Below are 20,014 nucleotides of genomic sequence, written 5' to 3'. Positions count from 1 at the left end.
TACCACCGAGCCAAGGACCCGCCACATGCAGTGGATTGATGATCTTGAAGTGGATGCCTGGAATACCGTGATTGAAGAACTGGTCTGGCATCTGCGCAATGGCCGCACGCCTACGGCGATAAGTCGCCAGCGATTACCGGACCGCGGAATAGAGTTCCGCTTCAATGATGTCGCACCGACGTTTCTGCCGGTGGAAGAAGATGCGTTTGAAACGCACTGGAAGGAAGCCATCGCCATCATTGCGCGCTTTCCGCAGCTCAATGCGTTGCGCTTTCGTTGCAATGTTTGATTTTCGTTTCTGATTGGTGCGAAGGATTGATAGCGGAAATGACGTAGCCCGGGTAAGCGCAGCGCACCCGGGGACATGGATTTCATGATCTTTCAGATCGCTCGCCAAAGGCCCCGGGTGCGCTGCGCTTACCCGGGCTACGTCTGCAGACCAGAAATGCCTGGGCGTTTTTTTCGAAGAGCATGCCTCCCCTTCGCTACGAGAGAAGGAGGGAGCGAAGGGGTAGTGCCGAGCCATGCTCGGCAGAAGCTTTCCTGGTAGGGCCCTAGCCGAGCATGGCTCGGCTCTACACGGTCAAACGCCGCCCCTCTGCACCTCTGGTGCAAGGGACGGAGGCTGATCAGACCAGGTCTGGATGCCGGTCGATCAAGGCCTGCTTGCGCCGCTCAAGATCGGCCAGCTTGTCCTGCATGTCGTTGATCTCCACATCCAGGCCATCAACGCTTGCCTCGATATGGTCGTACTGTTCCTGCAGCAGCTCGCGCGCTTCGCGGCGGCTACCTGCATTCGGCGTGTCACCGCGCATTGGCTTATTGGCCGTTTCGTGCATGAAATACGCGGTAATCAGGCCGATGGCAGCCACCACCATCAGGTAGTAGGCCGGCATCATCAGGTCGCCGGTAGTTTCCACCAGCCACGCAGCGAGCGTCGGGGTCACACCGGCAATGATCACCGAGATATTGAAAGCACTGGCCAGCGCGCTGTAACGCACGCGCGTCGGAAACATCGCCGGCAAGGTTGAAGCCATCACACCGATCAAACAGTTCAGCAGCACCGCCAACAGCAACAGGCCAACGAAGATCCAGCCGGTGTTGCCGCTGGTGATCAAATGGAATGCGGGTATCGCCGCAACCAGCAAACCCAGACTGCCGGCAGCAATGAACGGCCGGCGGCCGATGCGATCACTGGCCATGCCGACGAAGGGCTGCACGAACAACATGCCCACCATCACCACAATGATGATCAGCACACCGTGGTCTTCCGAGTAGTGCAGGTTGTGCGACAGATAGGTGGGCATATACGTCAGCAACATGTAGTAGGTCACATTGGTGACCAGCACGATGCCCACGCAGACCAGCAGCGAACGCCAGTACTTGCTGACAATTTCCTTGAACGAGATGCGCGGCGCGCTGCCTACGGCATCCTGGTCTTCCTTCTCCATGCGCTCCAACTGCTCGGTGAAGGCCGGGGTTTCTTCGGCCGCATGACGCAGGTACAGGCCGATCAGACCCAACGGCGCAGCAAGGAAGAACGGTACACGCCAGCCCCACTCCAGGAACTGCGCTTCACCGACGATGCTGCTCAACAGCACCACCACGCCCGCGCCAGAGACAAAACCAATAATGGAGCCGAAGTCCAGCCAGCTACTCAGGAAACCGCGGCGCCGGTCAGGTGCAAACTCGGCAACGAAGACCGCAGCACCGGTGTACTCGCCGCCAACCGAGAAGCCCTGCGCCAGCTTGCACAGCAGCAGCAGGATCGGCGCAAGGATGCCGATGCTTTCGTAGGACGGAATCAAGCCGATACAGAAGGTACTGATGGCCATCAGGATGATGGTTGCCGACAGCACTTTCTGCCGGCCGAATTTGTCCCCCATTACCCCAAAGAACACGCCGCCCAACGGACGCACCAGGAACGGCACCGAGAACGTGGCCAGCGCGGCAATGGTCTGCACACTGGGCGAGGCCTCGGGGAAAAACACTTTACCCAGCGCATAGGCAACAAAGCCGTACACACCGAAGTCGAACCACTCCATCGCGTTACCCAACGCGGCGGCAGTGACTGCTTTTTTTACTTTTGCCTTATCGATGACGGTGATGTCGTCGATTTGCATCGGCTCATTGCGGATAGTGGATTCACCTGTAGACATGACAGGACCAGTCCTCCCGTTACTGAGTGGTTTGCGTGCTTGGCCATGGCTTGCATGAATTCGCGCAGGCCGTAATGCGCACGAAGGAATGCCCCGCGACAAGGCCACGGGAACGGTCAGGGACAGAAAAAACCGGGATGATCCCGGTAAGGCGTAGTGCCGGCTGTCCAAGCATCAACAGGCAGGTTGCCTGTGCGTAATCGCTGAATGATGCTGAGCCGGCGTATTCTACGCGAATAGCTGTTAAGGCTTGTTAAAGACGCGTTGACTGCACTGCAGGCAGACGCGTCATGTGTTACGCATCAACGATGAATGCGGAACAAGGTGCGCGATAGCAGCACGATCACCGCAGTTGCGATGCAGCCTACTGCGTAGCAGACGATGTCGCCCCACGAGAACGTATTGCCGATCACCGTATACATCACATCGCCACGCACGTAGCCCAGACGCTCGGCCACATGGAAATACTGGGCCATCTCGATGCCGCAAGCGAACACGAACACCATCAGCAACACCAGGTAGTCGTTGATGCGCAGCACGCTGCGGACCATTGCATACAACAGCACCACCACCAGCACATCACCCAGATAGGCACGCACCCACGACACATGTGGAAGACGCGCGGCGATCACCACTTCAATCGCGAACAGCAGCATCGCCAACAAAATGTGCCGACGACTCAGGCCAAATAGACGCATCGGCCTGGACGTGCGCAGCAGCGAATCAGCGCCAGTTTGCATTGGCACCCCAGAATTCCACCGCACGCGCATACGCCGCACGGTCAATCGGCACGCCGGAGCCGCCCTCTTCCACACCCAGGGCATTGCGCATCATGGTGATGGGCGCCATTGGGATTTCTTCGGCCTTGGCGGTGTAAAGGCAACCCACCACGCCCCAGTCCGCTTCGATCGGCGAACCTTCTTTCTGCAACTGCTCGCGGCTGTAGAGGATCACGACCAGATAGTCGGCCACGGCCGGCTCCACGCCCTCGAACCAGCGCACCAGCACCGGCAGCTCCTCGCGGCTGCGCGCCTCGTAGCCGGAGCGCAGCAGATGGCGGTTCTGCTCGGTGATAGGCACGGTCAGGCAGCGGGTGCTGGTCCAGTTCCTGTAGACATGCAATTTGCAAAACGGCGCATAGCCATCGAGCACCTTGTCGGCGGCATGCGCGTTCAAGTACTGCTCGAACGCCTCGGCGCTGCAGTCCTGGATGGTATTGGCGCGCGGGGTGCGCGGAAACAAGCGGGTACGTGCAAACGGCGTCAGGTAGATGGACATCAGCGCTTCGAGCAAAGAATGCCGATATTGTCGACGATCAACGCCAGGACCGGAACCGCCGCATCCGGCTCAGAGCTACCGCACTACCACCATCAGTAGCTATCAGCCATGCGCCCGCGCTTCGCGCTCGGCCACATCCATCGACGGCGTGCGCCAGCCCGAATGGACGCCCCACAGGTAGAACACCACACCGATCACCGCCACCAGCAGCAGATCCCAACCGTAGCTGAGGTAGCCGGCACCACCGAAGGCAGTACTGCCCGCCCACGACACCAGCGCCAGCAATGGCAGATAGCAGATCAGCCACAGCGCGCCCTTCAACTGCCGGGAAAAATCATGCCAGCCGATCTTGCGCTGGTAGTAGACGTAGATCGGCAGGGCTACCACCATCAACAGGATGATCTCGCCGGTCAAAGGCCAGCGCGCCCAGTACAGCAGCTCGGTGGCCATCACGAAGGCCACGCCGGCCAACAGCGGCAGGCCGATGATCCGCAGCGGACGATGCAGATTTGGCGCGGTGCGTCGCAGCGACATCACGCTGATCGGCCCGGTCATGTAGGAGATCACCGTGGCCACCGAAATCACCGCCGCCAAGGTGCCCCAGCCGCGGAAGAAGAACAGGAACAGGAACGACACCGCCAGGTTCAACCACATCGCCGGGCGCGGCACACCCCAGCGCGGATGGATGTTGCCCAACAGCTTGGGGGCGGTACCGTTCTGCTGCATGCCGTAGATCATGCGTGCGGTGGTGGCGGTATAGGTCATGCCAGTGCCACTGGGGCTGACGAACGCATCCACATACAGCAGCACCGCCAACCAATGCAGGTTGGCGATCAAGGCAAGTTGAGCGAAGGGCGAACGGAAATCGATGCCATGCCAGCCGTGCTCGGCCAACATCTGCGTCGGCACCGCGCCGATGTAGGCCACCTGCAGCAGCACGTAAACCACCGCTGCCAGCAGGATGGAGCCCACTACTGCAAACGGAATGCTGCGGCCGGGATTACGCGCCTCACCCGCCAGATTCACCGGGCTCTGGAAGCCGTTGAAACTGAAAACGATGCCGGCTGTTGCGATGGCGGTGAGGATCGCCGAGAAATCCAGTATCGGCGTACCTGCGCCTTTCAAGCCAACCGAGAAATTCTCGGTATGGAAACCACTGGCAATCAGCGCCACACCGGTCAGTGTTGGCACGATCAGCTTGAACAGGGTGATGACGCTGTTGGAGCGCGCGAACAGCTTCACGCTCCAGTAGTTGATCAGGAAGTAGACGACCACCAGCACCGCTGCAATGAGCAGACCGGCATGGCTGAGCTCACCCATGCCACCGGGCTGCTGCACATACATGTTCTGCGCCCACTGCCACGGCCATGACGCCATGTATTGCACGGAGGCTTCGGCTTCGACAGGGATCACCGAGACAATGGCGATCCAGTTGGCCCAGGCGGCGATGAAACCCACCAGTGAGCCGTGCGAGTAATGGCTGTAACGCACCATGCCGCCGGATTCGGGGAACATCGCGCCGAGTTCGGCATAAGTCAGAGCGATGGTGAGGATGATGGCCGCACCCAGCACCCAGGCCCAGATCGCCCCTGGCCCGGCCAGGCCCGCCGCGCGCCACGCGCCAAACAGCCAACCGGAGCCGATGATCGAGCCCAGGCCGGTAAGCATCAGGGCAATGGGGCCGACGTCGCGGCGGATGGCGCTGGAGGCGTTCATGGTGGCTTTCCAGATAGGGCGACACCGGTACGGTGCTGGCGGCCGATCATCGCAAACCGGATGTTAAGTGAGGCGCCGTTTTGGGCGGAAAAATGTTGCGGCCAGAACCGGCACAGGTAGCGCATGGCCGCGGTTTATTGATATGCCGGTAATGGCAAAGCCAGGCCGCCCTCTTCTTCGCTGCGGGGTGCGATGTAGTGCCGAGCCATGCTCGGCAGGGGCGTTCCCAGCCATGCTGCAGCTGCGACGTGAGCAGTGGTTGCAACCTTCTGCAAAAAGCACCCCTCCCCAACCCTCCCCTTCGCTACGCGAAAGGGAGGGGGCGAAGCGGTAGAGCCGAGCCATGCTCGGCAGAGTCTTTCCTGGTAGAGCCCTAGCCGAGCATGGCTCGGCTCTACCCGGGCAAAAGCCAACCCCTCCCCGGCCCTCCCCTTCGCTGCGCGAAAGGGAGGGGGCGCTGGCTGCGATCTGCTCCAACGGGCAATGAACCGTCGCTTCACCGCCTAGCTGTCTACGACGCGCCTCCGACAACTGTCCATCGACAGTAGCCACACACCCGCGCGGAAGCCGTCATGTCCCCCAGCGAAGCCCTCAGCAAGGTTCCCGCCATCACCCTTGGCTTCTGGGTCACCAAGATCCTCGCCACCACCTTGGGCGAGGTGGGCGGCGACGCGGTCACCATGTCGATGGAACTGGGTTACCTGCTGGGCACGCTGCTGTTTGCCACGGTCTTCGCCGGCGCGGTTTTCGCTCAGATCCGTTCACCGCGCTTCCGCCCCTGGATCTATTGGTTCGCCATCGTCGCCAGCACCACCGTCGGCACCACCCTGGCCGACTACGTTGACCGCTCACTGGCCATTGGCTACACCGGCGGCACCACGTTGTTGCTGGGTCTGCTGCTGATCACCCTGCTGGTCTGGCAGCGCAGCACCGGCAGCATCTCGGTGAGCCAGATCAATTCGCCGCGCAGCGAGCTGTTCTACTGGCTCACCATCACCTTCTCGCAGACCCTGGGTACCGCCCTGGGTGACTGGGCCGCAGATACCCAAGGCCTGGGCTATGGCGGCGGCATTGCCTTGTTCGGTGGCCTGCTCGGTCTGGTTGCGCTGCTCTACGCCAGTACCCGCATCTCACGCACTGCCCTGTTCTGGGCCGCCTTCATCCTGACCCGGCCACTGGGCGCGGTGGTGGGCGACTTCCTCGACAAGCCACTGGACCATGGCGGCCTGGCCTTGAGCCGCTATGCCGGCTCGGCCGTGCTGCTGCTGGCCATCGTTGCCTGCATCGCCCTGTTGCCACAGCGCCCTGCCCGCGTGGCCCACTGAGCGCCATTCCGCGGCCTGCCCCCAGTCTCGCCTGAAACAATTGAACATCCATCTTGATGGAGAGATATAATGCCCGGCAACCCGTCACAGCCGGCCGTTTCCGATGACCGCGATCAGCTTCGAGTTCTACCCGCCCAAGACCGATGACCAGCGTGCCCAGCTGGACCGCACCGCCACCAAGCTCAAGGCGCATACGCCTGAATATGTGTCGTGCACCTTCGGTGCGGGCGGCTCGACCCTGAGCTATACCTCCGAGACCGTGCGCCATCTCAACCAGCACCACGGCCTGCAGGCAGCGCCGCATCTGTCCTGCGTCGGTGGTACCCGCGAGGAAATCCGCGAGCTGCTCAAGCTGTATCGCGCCATCGGGGTCAAGCGCATCGTCGCCCTGCGCGGCGACCTGCCCTCGGGCATGGGCTTTCCCGGCGACATGCGCTACGCCTCCGAGCTGATCGCCTTCATCCGCGCCGAACACGGCGACGCCTTCCGCATCGAAGTGGGCGCCTATCCGGAAACCCATCCGCAGGCCAGCGACGCCCTGGCCGACCTGCGGCATTTCAAGACCAAGATCGATGCCGGCGCCGATGCCGCCATCACCCAGTACTTCTACAACGCCGATGCGTATTTCCACTTCGTCGACGCTGCACGCAAGCTGGGCGTGGAAGTGCCGATCATCCCCGGCATCATGCCGATCTCCAATTTCAGCCAGCTGCGTCGCTTCTCCGAGCAGTGCGGCGCCGAGATCCCGCGCTGGGTCAGCAAGCGCATGCAGGCCTTCGGCGATGACGCCGAGGCAGTGCGCGAGTTCGGTGCCGATGTGGTTGCCGGGCTGTGCGAGCGTCTGATCGCCGGCGGCGCACCGTCGCTGCATTTCTATACGCTCAACCTGGCCAAGCCGACCAACGCCGTGCTCGAACGCCTAAGCGGCAGCTGAGTATTTTTTTCCTTCCTGCGCGCTCGGCCAACCGCTACGCTTGGCCGATGCGCCTGCTGCTGCTCCTGTTGCTTACCTGTTCCGCCCTGGCGGTGTTCAATGCTCGCGCGCAGCAGGTAAACCGCTGCACCAATTCACAGGGCCAGACCGTCTACGGCGACAAGCCCTGCGAAGTGATGGGCGCACGTGCGCGCCTGCTGCCCAACGCGCGTACCGCCGGCGGCAGCGGGCTCTACCGCGACAGCTGTGCACGGCGGCTCAGCGAGCTGGTCGCGCAGATCCAATCGGCGGCCGATGCCCGCGACCCCAATCGTCTGTCAGGCATTTATCTGTGGAACGGGCTATCCAATGCTGCCGCCACCCGGGTCATGGACCGCCTGGATGAAATCGTCCAGCGGCCGCTGGTGGATATCGCACCGGTATTCCCGGAAGAACCCGCCTACGTGCCGGCGCCCACCGAACCGTTCACCTATACCGATGGCACGCCGGTCGATGCCACGCAGGACGGCGGCAACAACGCTGACCCACAAGTGCATGTCATCACCAATGTGCGCACCGGCCCACGTCGCCCCATCGCCTTGCGGCTGGAGCAGACCTTGCCACGCAGCGCCACGCCGACGCGGACCATCCTGCATCTGCGCCGCCAGTACAACTGTTTCTGGATCACGCTATAAGCGCGCTGCGTAATGCCTTCAGCCGCTCAAAGCTGCGGCCATAGCCCGCGGATCGCGGCGACACCCAGGCCACCGTGCCGACGGGCGGTTTCCACATCGCCTGCCGCCATGCCACCAATGGCGTAGATCGGCAACGAAACCCGCTCGCGCAGCGCGACGAACGCATCCCAGCCCAGGCCGGCGGCATCGGGATGGCTGACGGTAGCCTGCACCGGCCCCAGCACGGCGAAATCACAGCCCAATTGCTGTGCCGCCTGCAGCTGCGCCAGGTCATGGCAGGACGCGGCCACCGGCGATGATTCCGGCAAGGGCCGTGCCTGCAGCTGCAACAGCTGCTCGCTGCCCAGGTGCACGCCAACGCCCAGCTCGCGGGCCAGCGCGATATCGCGATTGAGCAGTATTTCAGCGTGCTTGCCGAAGCGTTCCACCACGGTTCGGGCCAAGGCCTCGCGCCGTGCCGCCAGCGGCGTGCGCAGCTGGATGCGGCGAATGCCGCCAGCAATGGCGGCTTCCAATGAAGCCAGCCAGGCGTCCTCGTTCTCGCCCGGTTCGGGCGTGACCAGGTAGTGGCAGGGCTGGCGCAACGCCGCCACCACCGGCAGATCGGCCGGCGGCATCGAATAGCGCGACAGCTTGTCCGGCGTCACCCAGGTGATGGCCTGACCTTCACGGCCGCGTGCGGTGCCTTTCCAGTGCTGCACGCGGCGCACTTCCAGGCGCAGGCGCTTGTCCGGGTAGATCTGCGGCACGTCCATCACCCACTCGCCCACCTCTGCCTCGATGCCCAGCTCCTCGCGCAATTCACGTATCAGCGCCTGCTCGGAGGTTTCGCCTGGCTCGCGCTTGCCGCCGGGGAATTCCCACAGGCCGGCCATATCGCTATCGCCGGTGCGACGGTTGAGCAGGATGCGGCCGCGCGCGTCGGTGATGACGGCGGCCACGACGTGGATTGAGCGTGAAGGGGATGTCATGACCTGAGCATGCCGAAAACAGGGCGCTTGGTGCAATCGTTCAGTGCGAGCCTGTTTTTGTGGGAGCGGCGTCAGCCGCGAAGCTGGCGCACCATCGGAGTGCGTAAATGATCGGTTCGGCAGGATTGTCGGCTTCGCGGCTGACGCCGCTCCCACAAAAAGCCTGCCAGCCTGTAGTGCCGAGCCATGCTCGGCAAGGGCTTTATCGGTAATGCCTCTGCCGAGCATGGCTCGGCACTACAGGGGCGAGCGCTCAAAAAAAGCCCCGCTCATGGCGGGGCTTTTCATCAGTTCAGTTGGCCGTGGCAGTGCTTGTACTTCTTGCCACTTCCGCACGGACAGGGGTCGTTGCGGCCGACCTTGGGCGCGTTGGCCTCGTCGAGCACTTCCGCCGCTTCCTCGTCGGCGCTGTAGCCGCCGTTGTCCTGGTGCTGGAACTGCGACATCTGCAGGCGGGCTTCGGCCTGCTGGCGCTCCAGCTGCTCCATCGCCGCCACTTCTTCCTCGCTGCGCACGCGCACGCGCGACAGCATGGTGATCACTTCGCGCTTGACGTTCTCCAGCATTTCCGAGAACAGCTCGAAGGCTTCCTTCTTGTATTCCTGCTTGGGCTGCTTCTGCGCGTAACCACGCAGGTAGATGCCCTGGCGCAGGTAATCCATGCGTGCCAGGTGCTCCTTCCAGCTCTGGTCGAGCACGGTCAGCATCACGTGCTTCTCCAGCGCGCGCATGGTCTCGGCGCCAACGGCCGCTTCCTTCTGCGCGAAGTGCTCGTCCATGCGGTCCATGACCTTCTGTGCGATCGCTTCGGCGTCCAGCTCTTCGTGTGCCTTGACCAGGCCGACCACGTCCATCTCCACGCCGAATTCGCCTTCCAGCGTGGCCTGCAGGCCCTGCAGGTCCCACTGCTCGTCCACCGAGTTCGGCGGCACGAAGCGGGTCACCAGGTCGTAGATCACGTCGCCGCGGATGCCGTCGATGTTTTCCTTGACCGACTCGGCGTCCAGCAGTTCATCGCGCTGGCCGTAGATCACCTTGCGCTGATCATTGTTGACGTCGTCGAAGTCGAGCAGGTTCTTGCGGATGTCGAAGTTGTGCGCTTCCACCTTGCGCTGTGCCTTCTCGATCTGACGGCTGACCATGCGGTCTTCGATGACGTCGTCTTCCTTCATGCCCATCATGCGCATCGCCTTCTGCACCCAGTCAGAGGCGAAGATGCGCATCAGGTTGTCTTCCAGCGACAGGTAGAAACGGGACGAGCCCGGGTCACCCTGACGGCCGGAACGGCCGCGCAGCTGGTTGTCGATACGACGCGATTCGTGACGCTCGGTGCCGACGATGTGCAGGCCGCCAGCGGCCTTGACCGCTTCGTGACGCTCCTGCCAGGCAGCCTTGACCGCAGCCTTCTGCTCGTCGCTGATGTCTTCCCCCAGCTCGTGCAGTTCGGTTTCCAGCGAGCCGCCGAGCACGATGTCGGTACCACGACCGGCCATGTTGGTGGCGATGGTGACCGAGCCCGGGCGACCGGCGTTGGCAACGATGGTCGCTTCGCGATCATGCTGCTTGGCGTTGAGCACTTCGTGCTTCACGCCGGCCTTGCGCAGGTGCTCGGAGAGCATCTCCGAGGTTTCGATCGAGGTGGTACCCACCAGCACCGGCTGGCCGCGCTTGGCGCATTCTTCAATGTCCGCCAGCACCGCATTGAACTTGCCCTTGCGGTTGAGGAACACCTGGTCCGGGTAGTCCTTGCGCACGGTCGGCTTGTTGGTCGGAATGACCAGCACTTCCAGGCCGTAGATGCTCTGGAACTCGAACGCTTCGGTATCGGCCGTACCGGTCATGCCGGACAGCTTCTTGTACATGCGGAACAGGTTCTGGAAGGTGATGCTGGCCAGCGTCTGGTTCTCACGCTGTACCGGCACGCCTTCCTTCGCTTCCACCGCCTGGTGCAGTCCGTCGGACCAGCGGCGACCGGCCAGGGTACGGCCGGTGAATTCGTCGACGATGACCACTTCGCCGTCGCGCACGATGTAGTCCACGTCACGCTGGTAGATGGCGTGCGCGCGCAGTGCGGCATTGAGGTGGTGGACGACGGTGAGGTTCTGCGCGGCGTACAGGCCGTTGTCGTTGTCGGCGCCGATGATGCCGGCTTCGCGCAACAGTTCTTCGGCGTGTTCCATGCCCGCTTCGGACAGGAAGACCTGTTTGCCCTTCTCATCAACCCAGTAGTCGCCCTCGCCTTCCTCGGTTTCCTGCTTGATCAGGCTCGGCACCACCCGGTTGACGCGGATGTACAGCTCCGGGGAATCGTCGGCCGGCCCGGAGATGATCAGCGGGGTACGCGCTTCGTCGATCAGGATGGAGTCGACTTCGTCGACGATGGCGTAGTGCAGGCCACGCTGGTAACGGTCGGCGCGGGTCAGCGCCATGTTGTCACGCAGGTAGTCGAAGCCGAATTCGTTGTTGGTGCCGTAGGTGATGTCGCTGCCGTAGGCCTCGCGCTTGTCGCTGTGCGGCATGCCCGGGTAGACCACGCCAACGCTCATGCCCAGCCAGTTGTACAGCTTGCCCATCTGCGCCGAGTCGCGGCGGGCCAGGTAGTCATTGACCGTGACCACGTGTACGCCCTTGCCTTCCAGCGCATTGAGGTAGACCGGCAGCGTAGCCACCAGGGTCTTGCCTTCACCGGTACGCATTTCGGCGATCTTGCCCAGGTGCAGCACCATGCCGCCGATCAGCTGCACGTCGTAATGGCGCATGCCCAGCACGCGCTGGGAGGCCTCGCGGCAGACCGCGAAAGCTTCGGGCAGGACCTTGTCCAGGGCTTCGCCGGCGGCGATGCGCTCACGGAACTCGGGGGTCTTGGCCTTCAGCTGGTCATCGGAGAGCTTCTGGATCTCCGGTTCCAAGGCATTGATCTTGGCGACGATACGGTTGAGCTGGCGAAGCTGGCGCTCGTTACGGCTGCCAAAAACGCGGGTAAGCAGGCTGTTGATCATTGAAGGAACCGGTTTGAATGAAATGCCGTGCGACCTGGCTCACCCCCTGGGTTCACCGGTCACAAACGAAACAGGGCGCAATGCGCCCTGTCGATGGCAACGCCTATTGTAGCTTGGGGCGGACGCTTGGGTTTCAAGCTCCCCGCAACAAGTCAGCCTGAGCTGACCTGCTGGCCCCCATCAGCCGCGGCTGAGACGCCCAACCGGGGTATTGCCGCCCTCGCCGAGGAACTTGCGCGGGTTCATCACCGTACCGTTCTGCCACACCTCGAAGTGCACGTGGGCGCCGGTGGAGCGGCCGGTGGAGCCAGCCTTGGCCACCTCCTGGCCGGCGCGCACCAGCCCGCCTTCACGCACGGTCAGGCGCGAGTTGTGCGCGTACAGGGTCTTGTAGCCATTGCCGTGGTCGATTTCGACCACATTGCCGTAACCGCCCTTCACCCCGGAGAAGCTGACCACGCCATCGGCCACGGCCAGCACCGGGTCACCGACGCGGGCGTGGAAGTCCATGCCCTTGTGGTTGCCGGCACCGCGGCCGAACGGATCGGCGCGGCCGCCGAAGTTGGAGGTGATGTAGGTGTTGCGGATCGGCATGCGCGAAGGCACGGCGTTCAGCTCGAGCTGGTGATCGAACAGCAGCGACTCCATCACCGACAACTGCTTGCCTGAAGCAGCAAAACGCTGCTCCAGCACCTGTAAGTCGCTGTTTACCGCGCTCACCGGGATATCCTGGGTCGGGCCGGGCTCGCCTTCACCCATACCCGGGGTTTCCTGGAAGTCGAACTCGCCGTCTTCCAGCTTGCCCATCTGGGTCAGCCGCTCACCCAGGGCATTGAGCCGGGTGGCCTGCGCCTGCAACTCACCGAGGCGGGCGGCCAGGGCGTTGACCTGGGTCTGCGCGTCAGCGCGTACCTTGGCCAGTTCCTGCTGCTGGTGGTCGACCTTGGACTGCAGGGCCGAGTCGCCAACCATGCCGATTGCCAGGCTGAGCGCCACGCCCATCAGGCAACCAACGCCGAGTACGCTACCCAACAGGGCTTGAGGGCGGTCCTCGAAAAACATCTGAACACGTGACAAGGGCGTCTTAGCCTTCTGTTCACGCGTTTTGATTACGATCTTTTTAAATGTCATTGAAGAATTCTTATGTCAGAGCCGAAATCCAGTGTTCGTTCCCGTTCCGCGCCCAAACAGGCGCTGGAAGCGGCGATGGCGGACAAAGCAGGAAATCCGCTGCGCCGGGCCTTGTGGCTCGATGCGATGGACCGGCAATTGCGCCCCCATTTGCCGCCGGCGCTGGCTAACCGTTGCCGGTTGGCCAATGTGGACGGCGAACACCTCGTTTTTCTCGTCGAATCGCCGGTGTGGCACGCCAAAGTAAGGCTTGCCGAAGACCAGTTGCTCGACGCGGCCCGATCCATCGGGCTGAAGGCCACCCGAGTGACCGTCAAGACTGCGACTGCGTCCGCGCACTCCCCAGTGCGTAACGACCAACGCAGTACCGCAGTAAGCGAAGTCACGCATAAAGGACTGCGCGACGCCTTGGCCGCCCTGCAGGATGTGAAATCCACAAAATCCTGAAGGCCACCGGGAACCTGATCGGTCCCGGTCTCCGCTTCTCGTCCCAAGGACGGAATTGGAGGCCGCAGGAATCCTAGCCGCGGAATGCAGCGAAGGAGTTAGTCTTTTGTTAATTATTTGTTAAATTCAGACTTGAACCCCGATGGGGTTCACAAATTGATGACAATTAGGACTAGTCGTAGCCGTTGCGGCCAATTCTCTTACGACCTGGTCAGTCTGGAACTCAGGCGTAGGCCGGGACGCCGTACAGCACCGGATCGGCAGCGACCGGGGAGTCATAGCTGGCCCATTCCCAGGCGCTCTGGTCGGCCAACAGGGCCCGCACCAGCTTGTTGTTGAGCGCGTGGCCGGACTTGAAGCCCTCGTAGGCACCCAGCACCTGACCGCCGGCCAGGTACAGATCGCCAATGGCGTCGAGGATCTTGTGGCGCACGAATTCGTCGGTATAGCGCAGGCCGTCGTCGTTCAGCACGCGGAATTCATCGAGCACGATGGCGTTGTCCATCGAGCCGCCCAGGCCCAGGTTGCGCTCACGCATGTACTCAAGGTCGCGCATGAAGCCGAAGGTACGGGCGCGCGAGATTTCCTTGATATAGGCCGCCGAGGAGAACTCGATCTCCACCCGCGACTGCTTGGCCGGGATCATCGGGTGATCGAACTGGATGGTGAAACCCAGCTTGTAGCCTTCGTACGGCTCGAAACGGGCGATCTTGTCGCCGTCGCGTACTTCCACCGTCTTGAGGATGCGCAGGAAGCGCTTGGCCGCGCCCTGCTCGACGATGCCTGCGGACTGCAGCAGGAACACGAACGGACCAGAGGAACCGTCCATGATCGGCAGCTCGGCCGAGGACAGTTCGACGATGACGTTGTCCACGCCAAGGCCGGCAAGCGCCGACATCAGGTGCTCAACGGTCTGGATCTTGGCGCCTTCACAGGTCAAACCGGTGCACAGGGTGACTTCGGTGACCAGATCGGCACGCGCCGGGACTTCCACCACCGGGTCCAGATCCACCCGCCGGAACACGATGCCATGGTCTACCGGCGCCGGGCGCAGGGTCATATAGACCTTGTCACCGCTGTGCAGGCCGACGCCGGTGGCGCGGATCGTGTTCTTGAGAGTGCGTTGCTGGATCATGTGTATGTAAGGCCGGAGGGGCCGCGCAGGCGCAGCCAGGGGAGCAAACAAGAATAACACGCGTTAACACAGGCCCTGCGCGCAGCAGAATCCGCGCGTCAGCTAGCGTCCAGTACCGAAAATATCGCCGGGCCGGCCTTGGCCCGGCGATAAAGGACATGGTATTTCCGCCGGGGTGGACAGCCCCGACGTGCCAACGGTGTACCCAGGGCCAGCCGTGCCCGGACCACGGCGCCGTTGCCGGCGCACGCGATGACCGGGCCTCAAGCGGCCCCTGCTAACGCATCAGTCAGCCTGGCGGCGCAGGAACGCCGGGATGTCCAGGTAGTCGTTCGGCAGCTCTGCAGCGGCCGGCGACGCCGACGAGGTGGAAGCAGACACGGTGTCCGAACTCGGACGACGCAGGCCCATACCCATGGTGTTGCCCACGGCCTTGGCCACGGCATCGGCCGGGCTTTCGTACTCTTCAAACTCGGCCTGGCCGGTGGTGGCGTTGCGGACCAGCTTGATCGGGCCGCGTTCGCCAGGACGCTGTGCGTTCTTGGCAACGGCACGGTTCAGGCCGGTGGCAACCACGGTCACCTTGATCTCGTCACCCAGGTCCGGATCGATCACGGTACCGATCACCACGGTGGCGTCTTCCGAAGCGAAGGCGTGCACGGTGCGGCCGATTTCGTCGAACTCGCTCATGGTGATGTCGGTGCCGGCGCTGATGTTGACCAGCACGCCATTGGCGCCGGCCAGGTTCACATCGTCCAGCAGCGGGTTCTGGATGGCGGCTTCGGCGGCAGCCTGGGCGCGGTCATCACCGCGTGCGGTACCGGTGCCCATCATTGCCAGGCCCATTTCCGACATCACGGTGCGCACGTCGGCGAAGTCGACGTTGATCAGGCCCGGGCGCACGATCAGATCGGCGATGCCCTGCACGGCGCCCTGCAGCACGTCGTTGGCAGCACGGAAGGCCTGCACCATGGTGGCGTTGCGGCCGAGCACGGTGATCAGCTTTTCGTTCGGGATGGTGATCAGCGAATCGACGTGCTGGCTCAGCTCCTCGATGCCCTTCAGCGCCACCTGCATGCGGCGACGGCCTTCAAACGGGAACGGCTTGGTGACCACGGCCACGGTCAGGATGCCCATTTCCTTGGCCAGCTGTGCCACCACCGGCGCAGCGCCGGTACCGGTGCCACCGCCCATGCCGGCGGTGATGAACACCATGTCCGCACCCTGCAGGGCATCCATGATGCGCTCACGGTCTTCCAGTGCGGCCTGGCGGCCGACTTCCGGGTTTGCGCCTGCGCCCAGGCCCTTGGTCACGTTGGTGCCCAGCTGCAGCTGCAGCTTGGCGCCACAATTCTTGATGGCCTGCGAGTCGGTGTTGGCAGTGATGAATTCCACGCCATCCACGCTGCTGTTGACCATGTGCGCCACGGCGTTGCCGCCGCCGCCACCCACGCCAACGACCTTGATCACCGCGTTCGGTGCCATCTTTTCAATCAGTTCGAAATGCGCCATGTCCATGTCCTCTCTATTGCCGTGATTGGGTCGAGCGTTGGGAAGAATCCTTCTCCTGCTGCGCCCACCCGCACCGGCGAGTTGTTTTAGGTATACCGCTTCGGGTTGCCCCTGCACGGTGGTTGTTGCCTGCTTCAATGACTGCGTTACTGCACTTCGTCTTGCCTTACTGCTTGTCGTTCTGACTGCCTCACTGCTCTACCACCGGCACCGCGCTCAGAACTCGCCGCGGAACCAGTTCTTCAACTTGTTGAACATGCTGCCGGCGCGCCCGGTGGGCAGCGACGGACGCCGTGGGTGTTCGATCTGGCTGCCCATCAGCAGCAGGCCCACGCCGGTGGCATGCACCGGGTTGCCGACCACTTCGCCCAGGCCGGTGACGTGCTGCGGAATGCCCACGCGTACCGGCATCTGCAGCATTTCCTCGGCCAGCTCGACCACGCCTTCCATCTTCGAGGCGCCACCGCTGAGCACCAGCCCGGCGCGGACCATTTCCTCGAAGCCCGAGCGGCGCAGTTCGGCCTGCACCATCTCGAAAATTTCCTCGTAACGGCCCTGCACTGCCTGCGCCAGCGAATGACGCGGCATGCGGCGCGGCGGGCGGTCGCCGACCGACGGCACCTGGATGCTTTCTTCGGCCGTTGCCAGCTGCGCCAGCGCACAGGCGTAACGCACCTTGATCTGCTCCGCTTCCGGGGTCGGCGTGCGCAGCATGTGGGCGATGTCGTTGGTGACGTGGTCACCGGCAATCGGCAGCGATGCGGTGTGGCAGATCGCGCCCTGGATGAACACCGCGATATCGGTGGTACCGGCGCCGATATCGACCATCACCACGCCCAGCTCACGCTCATCGGCGGTCAGCACCGCCACGCTGGAGGCCAGCGAAGACAGCACGAGGTCATCCACCTGCAGGCCACAGCGCTGCACGCACTTGCTGACGTTGGCGGCGGCCGACTGTGCGCATACCACCAGATGGGCATGCACTTCCAGGCGTACGCCGGTCATGCCGACCGGATTGCGGATGCCTTCCTGCGAATCATCCAGCACGTATTCGCGCGGGATGGCGTGCAGGATCTTCTGGTCGGCGGGGATGGCGACGGCCTTGGCCGCTTCCAGCACGCGATCCAGATCGCCCCAGCTCACTTCGCCTTCGCGGATCGGGGTGATGCCCTGCGAGTTGCGGCACTGCACATGGTTGCCGGAAATCGAGGCGTACACCGAGCGGATCTCGCAGCCGGCCATCAGCTCGGCTTCTTCGATCGCCCGCTGGATCGACTGCACGGTGGATTCAATGTCCACCACCACGCCGCGCTTGAGACCGCGCGACTCGTGCGAGCCGATACCGATGACCTCGATCGGGCTGCCCGGCGAATACTCGCCAACCAGCGCCACCACCTTGGAGGTGCCGATGTCCAGGCCAACGATCAGTGATTTGTCTCCCTTGCGATTCATGTCCTGTCCTGCGTCTGCTTTGTTGCCGGCGGCGGGGTTCCCCAGCTCAGCGTGAAACCATTGGTATAGCGAAGGTCGGCGCGCACGATCGGCACCTGGGTACGGGTCAGCTGTGGCAGTACGCGCACGAAACGGCTCAGCCGTGAGCGCGCATCGTTGCGGCCAATGACCACTTCGGTGCCGTTATCCAGCGCCAGCGACCAGCTGCCACGCGCGTCCATCGCCACTTTCTGCACGTCCACACCGGCCGGTGCGAACAATGCGCGGGAATCGTTGTACAGCTCGACCACTTCGGTGGTCATGCCATCGGGGCCGTCGAGTTCGGGCAGCGGCGCGTTCTCCAACCCGTGCGGCACCGCGAACAAGCGGCCCTGCTCGGACAGCAACCGATCCTTGCCCCAGCGTGCGAACGGGCGGTGCTCGACGATGGTCACTTCCAGCACATCCGGCCATTGCTTGCGGACCTGCGCGCTTTCCACCCACGGCAGTTTTTCCACCGCGTTCTGCGCGTCCTGCAGCTTCACTGCAAAGAAGCCCGAGCGCGCATAAGGCAGCAAGGCCTTCTGCAGTTCTTCCGGCGGCACGCGCTTGAACTCGCCATGCACCCGCAGCTTGGCCAGCGGCCAGCGCTCGGCGCCAACCCAGCCATTGACCACGGCCACCACCGGCAGCACCACCAAAGCGATGGCCAGCAACCAGGCGAGCATGCGCAGCACGGCATTCATCGTGCGCCCTCCCCGGCAACGCGGCCGCACGCGACCGCCACATCCCGCATCGCGGTTGCGTGGTTACGACGCAGCGGCAGCGCGATAGGCATCATTCGCCCTTGGCCTCCTGGAAGCCGTCGGTGACCACCTGCTGGACAACGGCGCCGATGTCGCCCGCCCCCATCATCAGCAGCAGATCGCCGTCCTGCAGCACGTCCGGCAGCACCGAGGCCAGGTCGGCGGAATGACTCACCACCACCGGCTCGCTCCGGCCGCGCGCACGGATGGCACGTGCCAGCGACTTGGAATCGGCACCGGGAATCGGCGCTTCGCCGGCCGGGTAGACCTCGCTCAACACCAGCGCGTCCACTTCCGACAGCACGGCGGCGAAGGCATCGAACTGATCGCGGGTACGGCTGTAACGGTGCGGCTGGAAGGCCACGACCAGCCGCTTGTCCGGCCAGCCACCACGGGCAGCGGCGAACACGGCTTCCAGCTCACGCGGGTGGTGGCCGTAATCGTCGATCACGCGCACCTTGGCACCCTTGTGGGTGGTGACTTCGCCCAGGTCGTTGAAGCGACGGCCAACGCCTTCGAACTTCTCCAGTGCGGCGGCAATGTCTTCCGGTGCCACGCCCAACTGCCAGGCCACCGCAGCGGCGGCCAGTGCGTTGAGCACGTTGTGCTTGCCCGGCAGCGCCAGGGTCACCGGCACGCTGGTGCCTTCCGGCAGGCGCAGGGTGAAGCGCATGCGCGGGCCATCCTGCACCACGTCCTCGGCACGCACGTCGGCATTGCTGCTCAAGCCGTAGCTCATCACGTGACGCGGGGTCTTGGCAGCCAACGCGGCCACTTCCGGATCATCGATGCACAGCACGGCCAGGCCGTAGAACGGCAGGCGCTGCAGGAACTCGGCGAACGCTGCCTGCACGCGGGCGAAATCGTTGCCGTAGTTTTCCAGATGGTCGGCATCGATATTGGTGATCACCGCCACCAGCGGGTTCAGGCGCAGGAAGCTGCCATCGCTTTCATCGGCCTCAGCCACCAGCCACTGGCCACCGCCGAGCTTGGCATTGGCGCCGGCAGCAAGCAGCTGGCCACCGATGACGAAGGTCGGGTCCAGCTTGCCTTCGCTCAGGATCGCGGCGGTCAGCGAGGTGGTGGTGGTCTTGCCATGGGTACCGGCAACGGCGATGCCGCGACGGAAACGCATCAGCTCGGCCAGCATCGCCGCGCGCGGCATGATCGGAATGCGCTGGCTACGCGCTTCCATCAGCTCGGCGTTGTCGTCGCGGATGGCGCTGGAAACCACGATGCAATCGGTGCCCAGCACGTTGGCAGCGGAATGGCCGCGCATCACGCGCGCGCCCAGCCGCGCCAGGCGGCGGGTGGCGGCGTTGTCAGCGTTGTCCGAACCGGAAACTTCATAGCCCAGGGTCAGCATCACTTCGGCGATGCCGCTCATGCCGGTGCCGCCGATGCCGACGAAATGCACGCGCGGGAATGCACGGACCAGGTCAGTGGTGTCATTGAGGCGGCGGATCATGCCTGGCCTCCGGTGTGGCTGGCGCGGG

Annotated in this window: 17 protein-coding genes; 5 read left to right on the top strand and 12 right to left on the bottom strand. The window is 63.5% G+C overall.

Annotated features, from left to right (window positions below; genetic code table 11):
* Positions 1-25 precede the first annotated feature (25 nt).
* A complete protein-coding gene (locus ABB27_RS06430) occupies positions 26-289 on the top strand; it encodes a hypothetical protein (protein ID WP_057627497.1) in 264 nt (87 codons plus the stop codon).
* Between the two features lie 340 nt (positions 290-629).
* On the opposite strand, the gene proP is transcribed toward ABB27_RS06430, so the two are convergent.
* From proP to ABB27_RS06410, 4 genes are all read right to left on the bottom strand, one after another.
* On the bottom strand, positions 630-2,123 hold the full coding sequence (gene proP / locus ABB27_RS06425) for a glycine betaine/L-proline transporter ProP (RefSeq protein WP_152984460.1): 1,494 nt from the start codon (positions 2,121-2,123) through the stop codon (positions 630-632).
* 338 nt (positions 2,124-2,461) lie between these two features.
* Positions 2,462-2,899: a ribosomal maturation YjgA family protein gene (locus tag ABB27_RS06420; protein WP_211263678.1), complete on the bottom strand. Its 438-nt coding sequence runs from the start codon at positions 2,897-2,899 to the stop codon at positions 2,462-2,464.
* On the bottom strand, positions 2,883-3,437 hold the full coding sequence (locus ABB27_RS06415) for a DUF3228 family protein (RefSeq protein WP_057627547.1): 555 nt from the start codon (positions 3,435-3,437) through the stop codon (positions 2,883-2,885). Before ABB27_RS06415 ends, ABB27_RS06420 begins: the two co-directional genes overlap by 17 nt.
* A 102-nt stretch (positions 3,438-3,539) precedes the next feature.
* Entirely contained in the window at positions 3,540-5,153 is a 1,614-nt protein-coding gene (locus tag ABB27_RS06410; RefSeq protein ID WP_057627491.1) for an APC family permease, read from the bottom strand.
* Between the two features lie 572 nt (positions 5,154-5,725).
* On the opposite strand from ABB27_RS06410, the gene ABB27_RS06405 reads away from it, so the two are divergent.
* The 3 genes from ABB27_RS06405 (at position 5,726) to ABB27_RS06395 (ending at position 8,086) form a co-directional block, all read left to right on the top strand.
* Entirely contained in the window at positions 5,726-6,478 is a 753-nt protein-coding gene (locus ABB27_RS06405) for a COG4705 family protein (RefSeq protein WP_057627489.1), read from the top strand.
* A gap of 103 nt (positions 6,479-6,581) precedes the next feature.
* Complete coding sequence (gene metF, locus ABB27_RS06400) at positions 6,582-7,412, top strand: methylenetetrahydrofolate reductase [NAD(P)H] (RefSeq protein WP_057627487.1); 831 nt, start codon at positions 6,582-6,584, stop codon at positions 7,410-7,412.
* A 47-nt stretch (positions 7,413-7,459) separates the two neighbouring features.
* A complete protein-coding gene (locus ABB27_RS06395) occupies positions 7,460-8,086 on the top strand; it encodes a DUF4124 domain-containing protein (RefSeq protein ID WP_057627485.1) in 627 nt (208 codons plus the stop codon).
* A 26-nt stretch (positions 8,087-8,112) separates the two neighbouring features.
* On the opposite strand, the gene ABB27_RS06390 is transcribed toward ABB27_RS06395, so the two are convergent.
* The 3 genes from ABB27_RS06390 to ABB27_RS06380 all read right to left on the bottom strand — a co-directional run bounded on the left by ABB27_RS06390 (position 8,113) and on the right by ABB27_RS06380 (position 13,187).
* Positions 8,113-9,057 carry a Nudix family hydrolase gene (locus ABB27_RS06390; RefSeq protein WP_057627483.1) on the bottom strand — a complete coding sequence of 315 codons (945 nt, stop codon included), beginning with the start codon at positions 9,055-9,057 and terminating at the stop codon, positions 8,113-8,115.
* Between the two features lie 287 nt (positions 9,058-9,344).
* A complete protein-coding gene (gene secA / locus ABB27_RS06385) occupies positions 9,345-12,056 on the bottom strand; it encodes a preprotein translocase subunit SecA (RefSeq protein WP_057627481.1) in 2,712 nt (903 codons plus the stop codon).
* A 180-nt stretch (positions 12,057-12,236) separates the two neighbouring features.
* Positions 12,237-13,187, bottom strand: a complete 951-nt coding sequence (locus tag ABB27_RS06380) for a M23 family metallopeptidase (RefSeq protein WP_057627480.1) — start codon at positions 13,185-13,187, stop codon at positions 12,237-12,239.
* A 12-nt stretch (positions 13,188-13,199) separates the two neighbouring features.
* Between ABB27_RS06380 and ABB27_RS06375 the strand changes: the two genes are divergently transcribed.
* Positions 13,200-13,634: a DciA family protein gene (locus ABB27_RS06375; protein ID WP_057627478.1), complete on the top strand. Its 435-nt coding sequence runs from the start codon at positions 13,200-13,202 to the stop codon at positions 13,632-13,634.
* A 223-nt stretch (positions 13,635-13,857) separates the two neighbouring features.
* On the opposite strand, the gene lpxC is transcribed toward ABB27_RS06375, so the two are convergent.
* The 5 genes from lpxC to murC form a co-directional block, all read right to left on the bottom strand.
* A complete protein-coding gene (gene lpxC / locus ABB27_RS06370) occupies positions 13,858-14,769 on the bottom strand; it encodes a UDP-3-O-acyl-N-acetylglucosamine deacetylase (RefSeq protein ID WP_057627476.1) in 912 nt (303 codons plus the stop codon).
* A gap of 285 nt (positions 14,770-15,054) precedes the next feature.
* Complete coding sequence (ftsZ, locus tag ABB27_RS06365; RefSeq protein WP_057627546.1) at positions 15,055-16,281, bottom strand: cell division protein FtsZ; 1,227 nt, start codon at positions 16,279-16,281, stop codon at positions 15,055-15,057.
* 216 nt (positions 16,282-16,497) lie between these two features.
* Entirely contained in the window at positions 16,498-17,733 is a 1,236-nt protein-coding gene (ftsA, locus tag ABB27_RS06360) for a cell division protein FtsA (RefSeq protein ID WP_057627474.1), read from the bottom strand.
* Positions 17,730-18,458: a cell division protein FtsQ/DivIB gene (locus ABB27_RS06355; RefSeq protein WP_057627472.1), complete on the bottom strand. Its 729-nt coding sequence runs from the start codon at positions 18,456-18,458 to the stop codon at positions 17,730-17,732. The genes ftsA and ABB27_RS06355 overlap by 4 nt, the downstream gene beginning before the upstream one ends.
* A gap of 91 nt (positions 18,459-18,549) precedes the next feature.
* Complete coding sequence (gene murC, locus ABB27_RS06350; protein WP_057627471.1) at positions 18,550-19,986, bottom strand: UDP-N-acetylmuramate--L-alanine ligase; 1,437 nt, start codon at positions 19,984-19,986, stop codon at positions 18,550-18,552.
* Between the last annotated feature and the right edge of the window lie 28 nt (positions 19,987-20,014).

The sequence above is a fragment of the Stenotrophomonas terrae genome (assembly GCF_001431465.1).
Lineage (GTDB): Bacteria > Pseudomonadota > Gammaproteobacteria > Xanthomonadales > Xanthomonadaceae > Stenotrophomonas > Stenotrophomonas terrae.
Note: the sequence above shows the minus strand (reverse complement) of the source record. Positions and strands in the feature narration are given on the sequence as shown.

Coding starts and splice junctions, on each gene's coding strand:
- ABB27_RS06410 (WP_057627491.1), bottom strand. CDS start 5,153: ATGAACGCCTCCAGCGCCATCCGCCGCGACGTCGGCCCCATTGCCCTG.
- secA (WP_057627481.1), bottom strand. CDS start 12,056: ATGATCAACAGCCTGCTTACCCGCGTTTTTGGCAGCCGTAACGAGCGC.
- proP (WP_152984460.1), bottom strand. CDS start 2,123: ATGCAAATCGACGACATCACCGTCATCGATAAGGCAAAAGTAAAAAAA.
- ABB27_RS06390 (WP_057627483.1), bottom strand. CDS start 9,057: ATGACATCCCCTTCACGCTCAATCCACGTCGTGGCCGCCGTCATCACC.
- ABB27_RS06420 (WP_211263678.1), bottom strand. CDS start 2,899: ATGCAAACTGGCGCTGATTCGCTGCTGCGCACGTCCAGGCCGATGCGT.
- lpxC (WP_057627476.1), bottom strand. CDS start 14,769: ATGATCCAGCAACGCACTCTCAAGAACACGATCCGCGCCACCGGCGTC.
- metF (WP_057627487.1), top strand. CDS start 6,582: ATGACCGCGATCAGCTTCGAGTTCTACCCGCCCAAGACCGATGACCAG.
- ABB27_RS06405 (WP_057627489.1), top strand. CDS start 5,726: ATGTCCCCCAGCGAAGCCCTCAGCAAGGTTCCCGCCATCACCCTTGGC.
- ftsA (WP_057627474.1), bottom strand. CDS start 17,733: ATGAATCGCAAGGGAGACAAATCACTGATCGTTGGCCTGGACATCGGC.
- murC (WP_057627471.1), bottom strand. CDS start 19,986: ATGATCCGCCGCCTCAATGACACCACTGACCTGGTCCGTGCATTCCCG.
- ABB27_RS06415 (WP_057627547.1), bottom strand. CDS start 3,437: ATGTCCATCTACCTGACGCCGTTTGCACGTACCCGCTTGTTTCCGCGC.
- ftsZ (WP_057627546.1), bottom strand. CDS start 16,281: ATGGCGCATTTCGAACTGATTGAAAAGATGGCACCGAACGCGGTGATC.
- ABB27_RS06430 (WP_057627497.1), top strand. CDS start 26: ATGCAGTGGATTGATGATCTTGAAGTGGATGCCTGGAATACCGTGATT.
- ABB27_RS06355 (WP_057627472.1), bottom strand. CDS start 18,458: ATGAATGCCGTGCTGCGCATGCTCGCCTGGTTGCTGGCCATCGCTTTG.
- ABB27_RS06380 (WP_057627480.1), bottom strand. CDS start 13,187: ATGACATTTAAAAAGATCGTAATCAAAACGCGTGAACAGAAGGCTAAG.
- ABB27_RS06375 (WP_057627478.1), top strand. CDS start 13,200: ATGTCAGAGCCGAAATCCAGTGTTCGTTCCCGTTCCGCGCCCAAACAG.
- ABB27_RS06395 (WP_057627485.1), top strand. CDS start 7,460: ATGCGCCTGCTGCTGCTCCTGTTGCTTACCTGTTCCGCCCTGGCGGTG.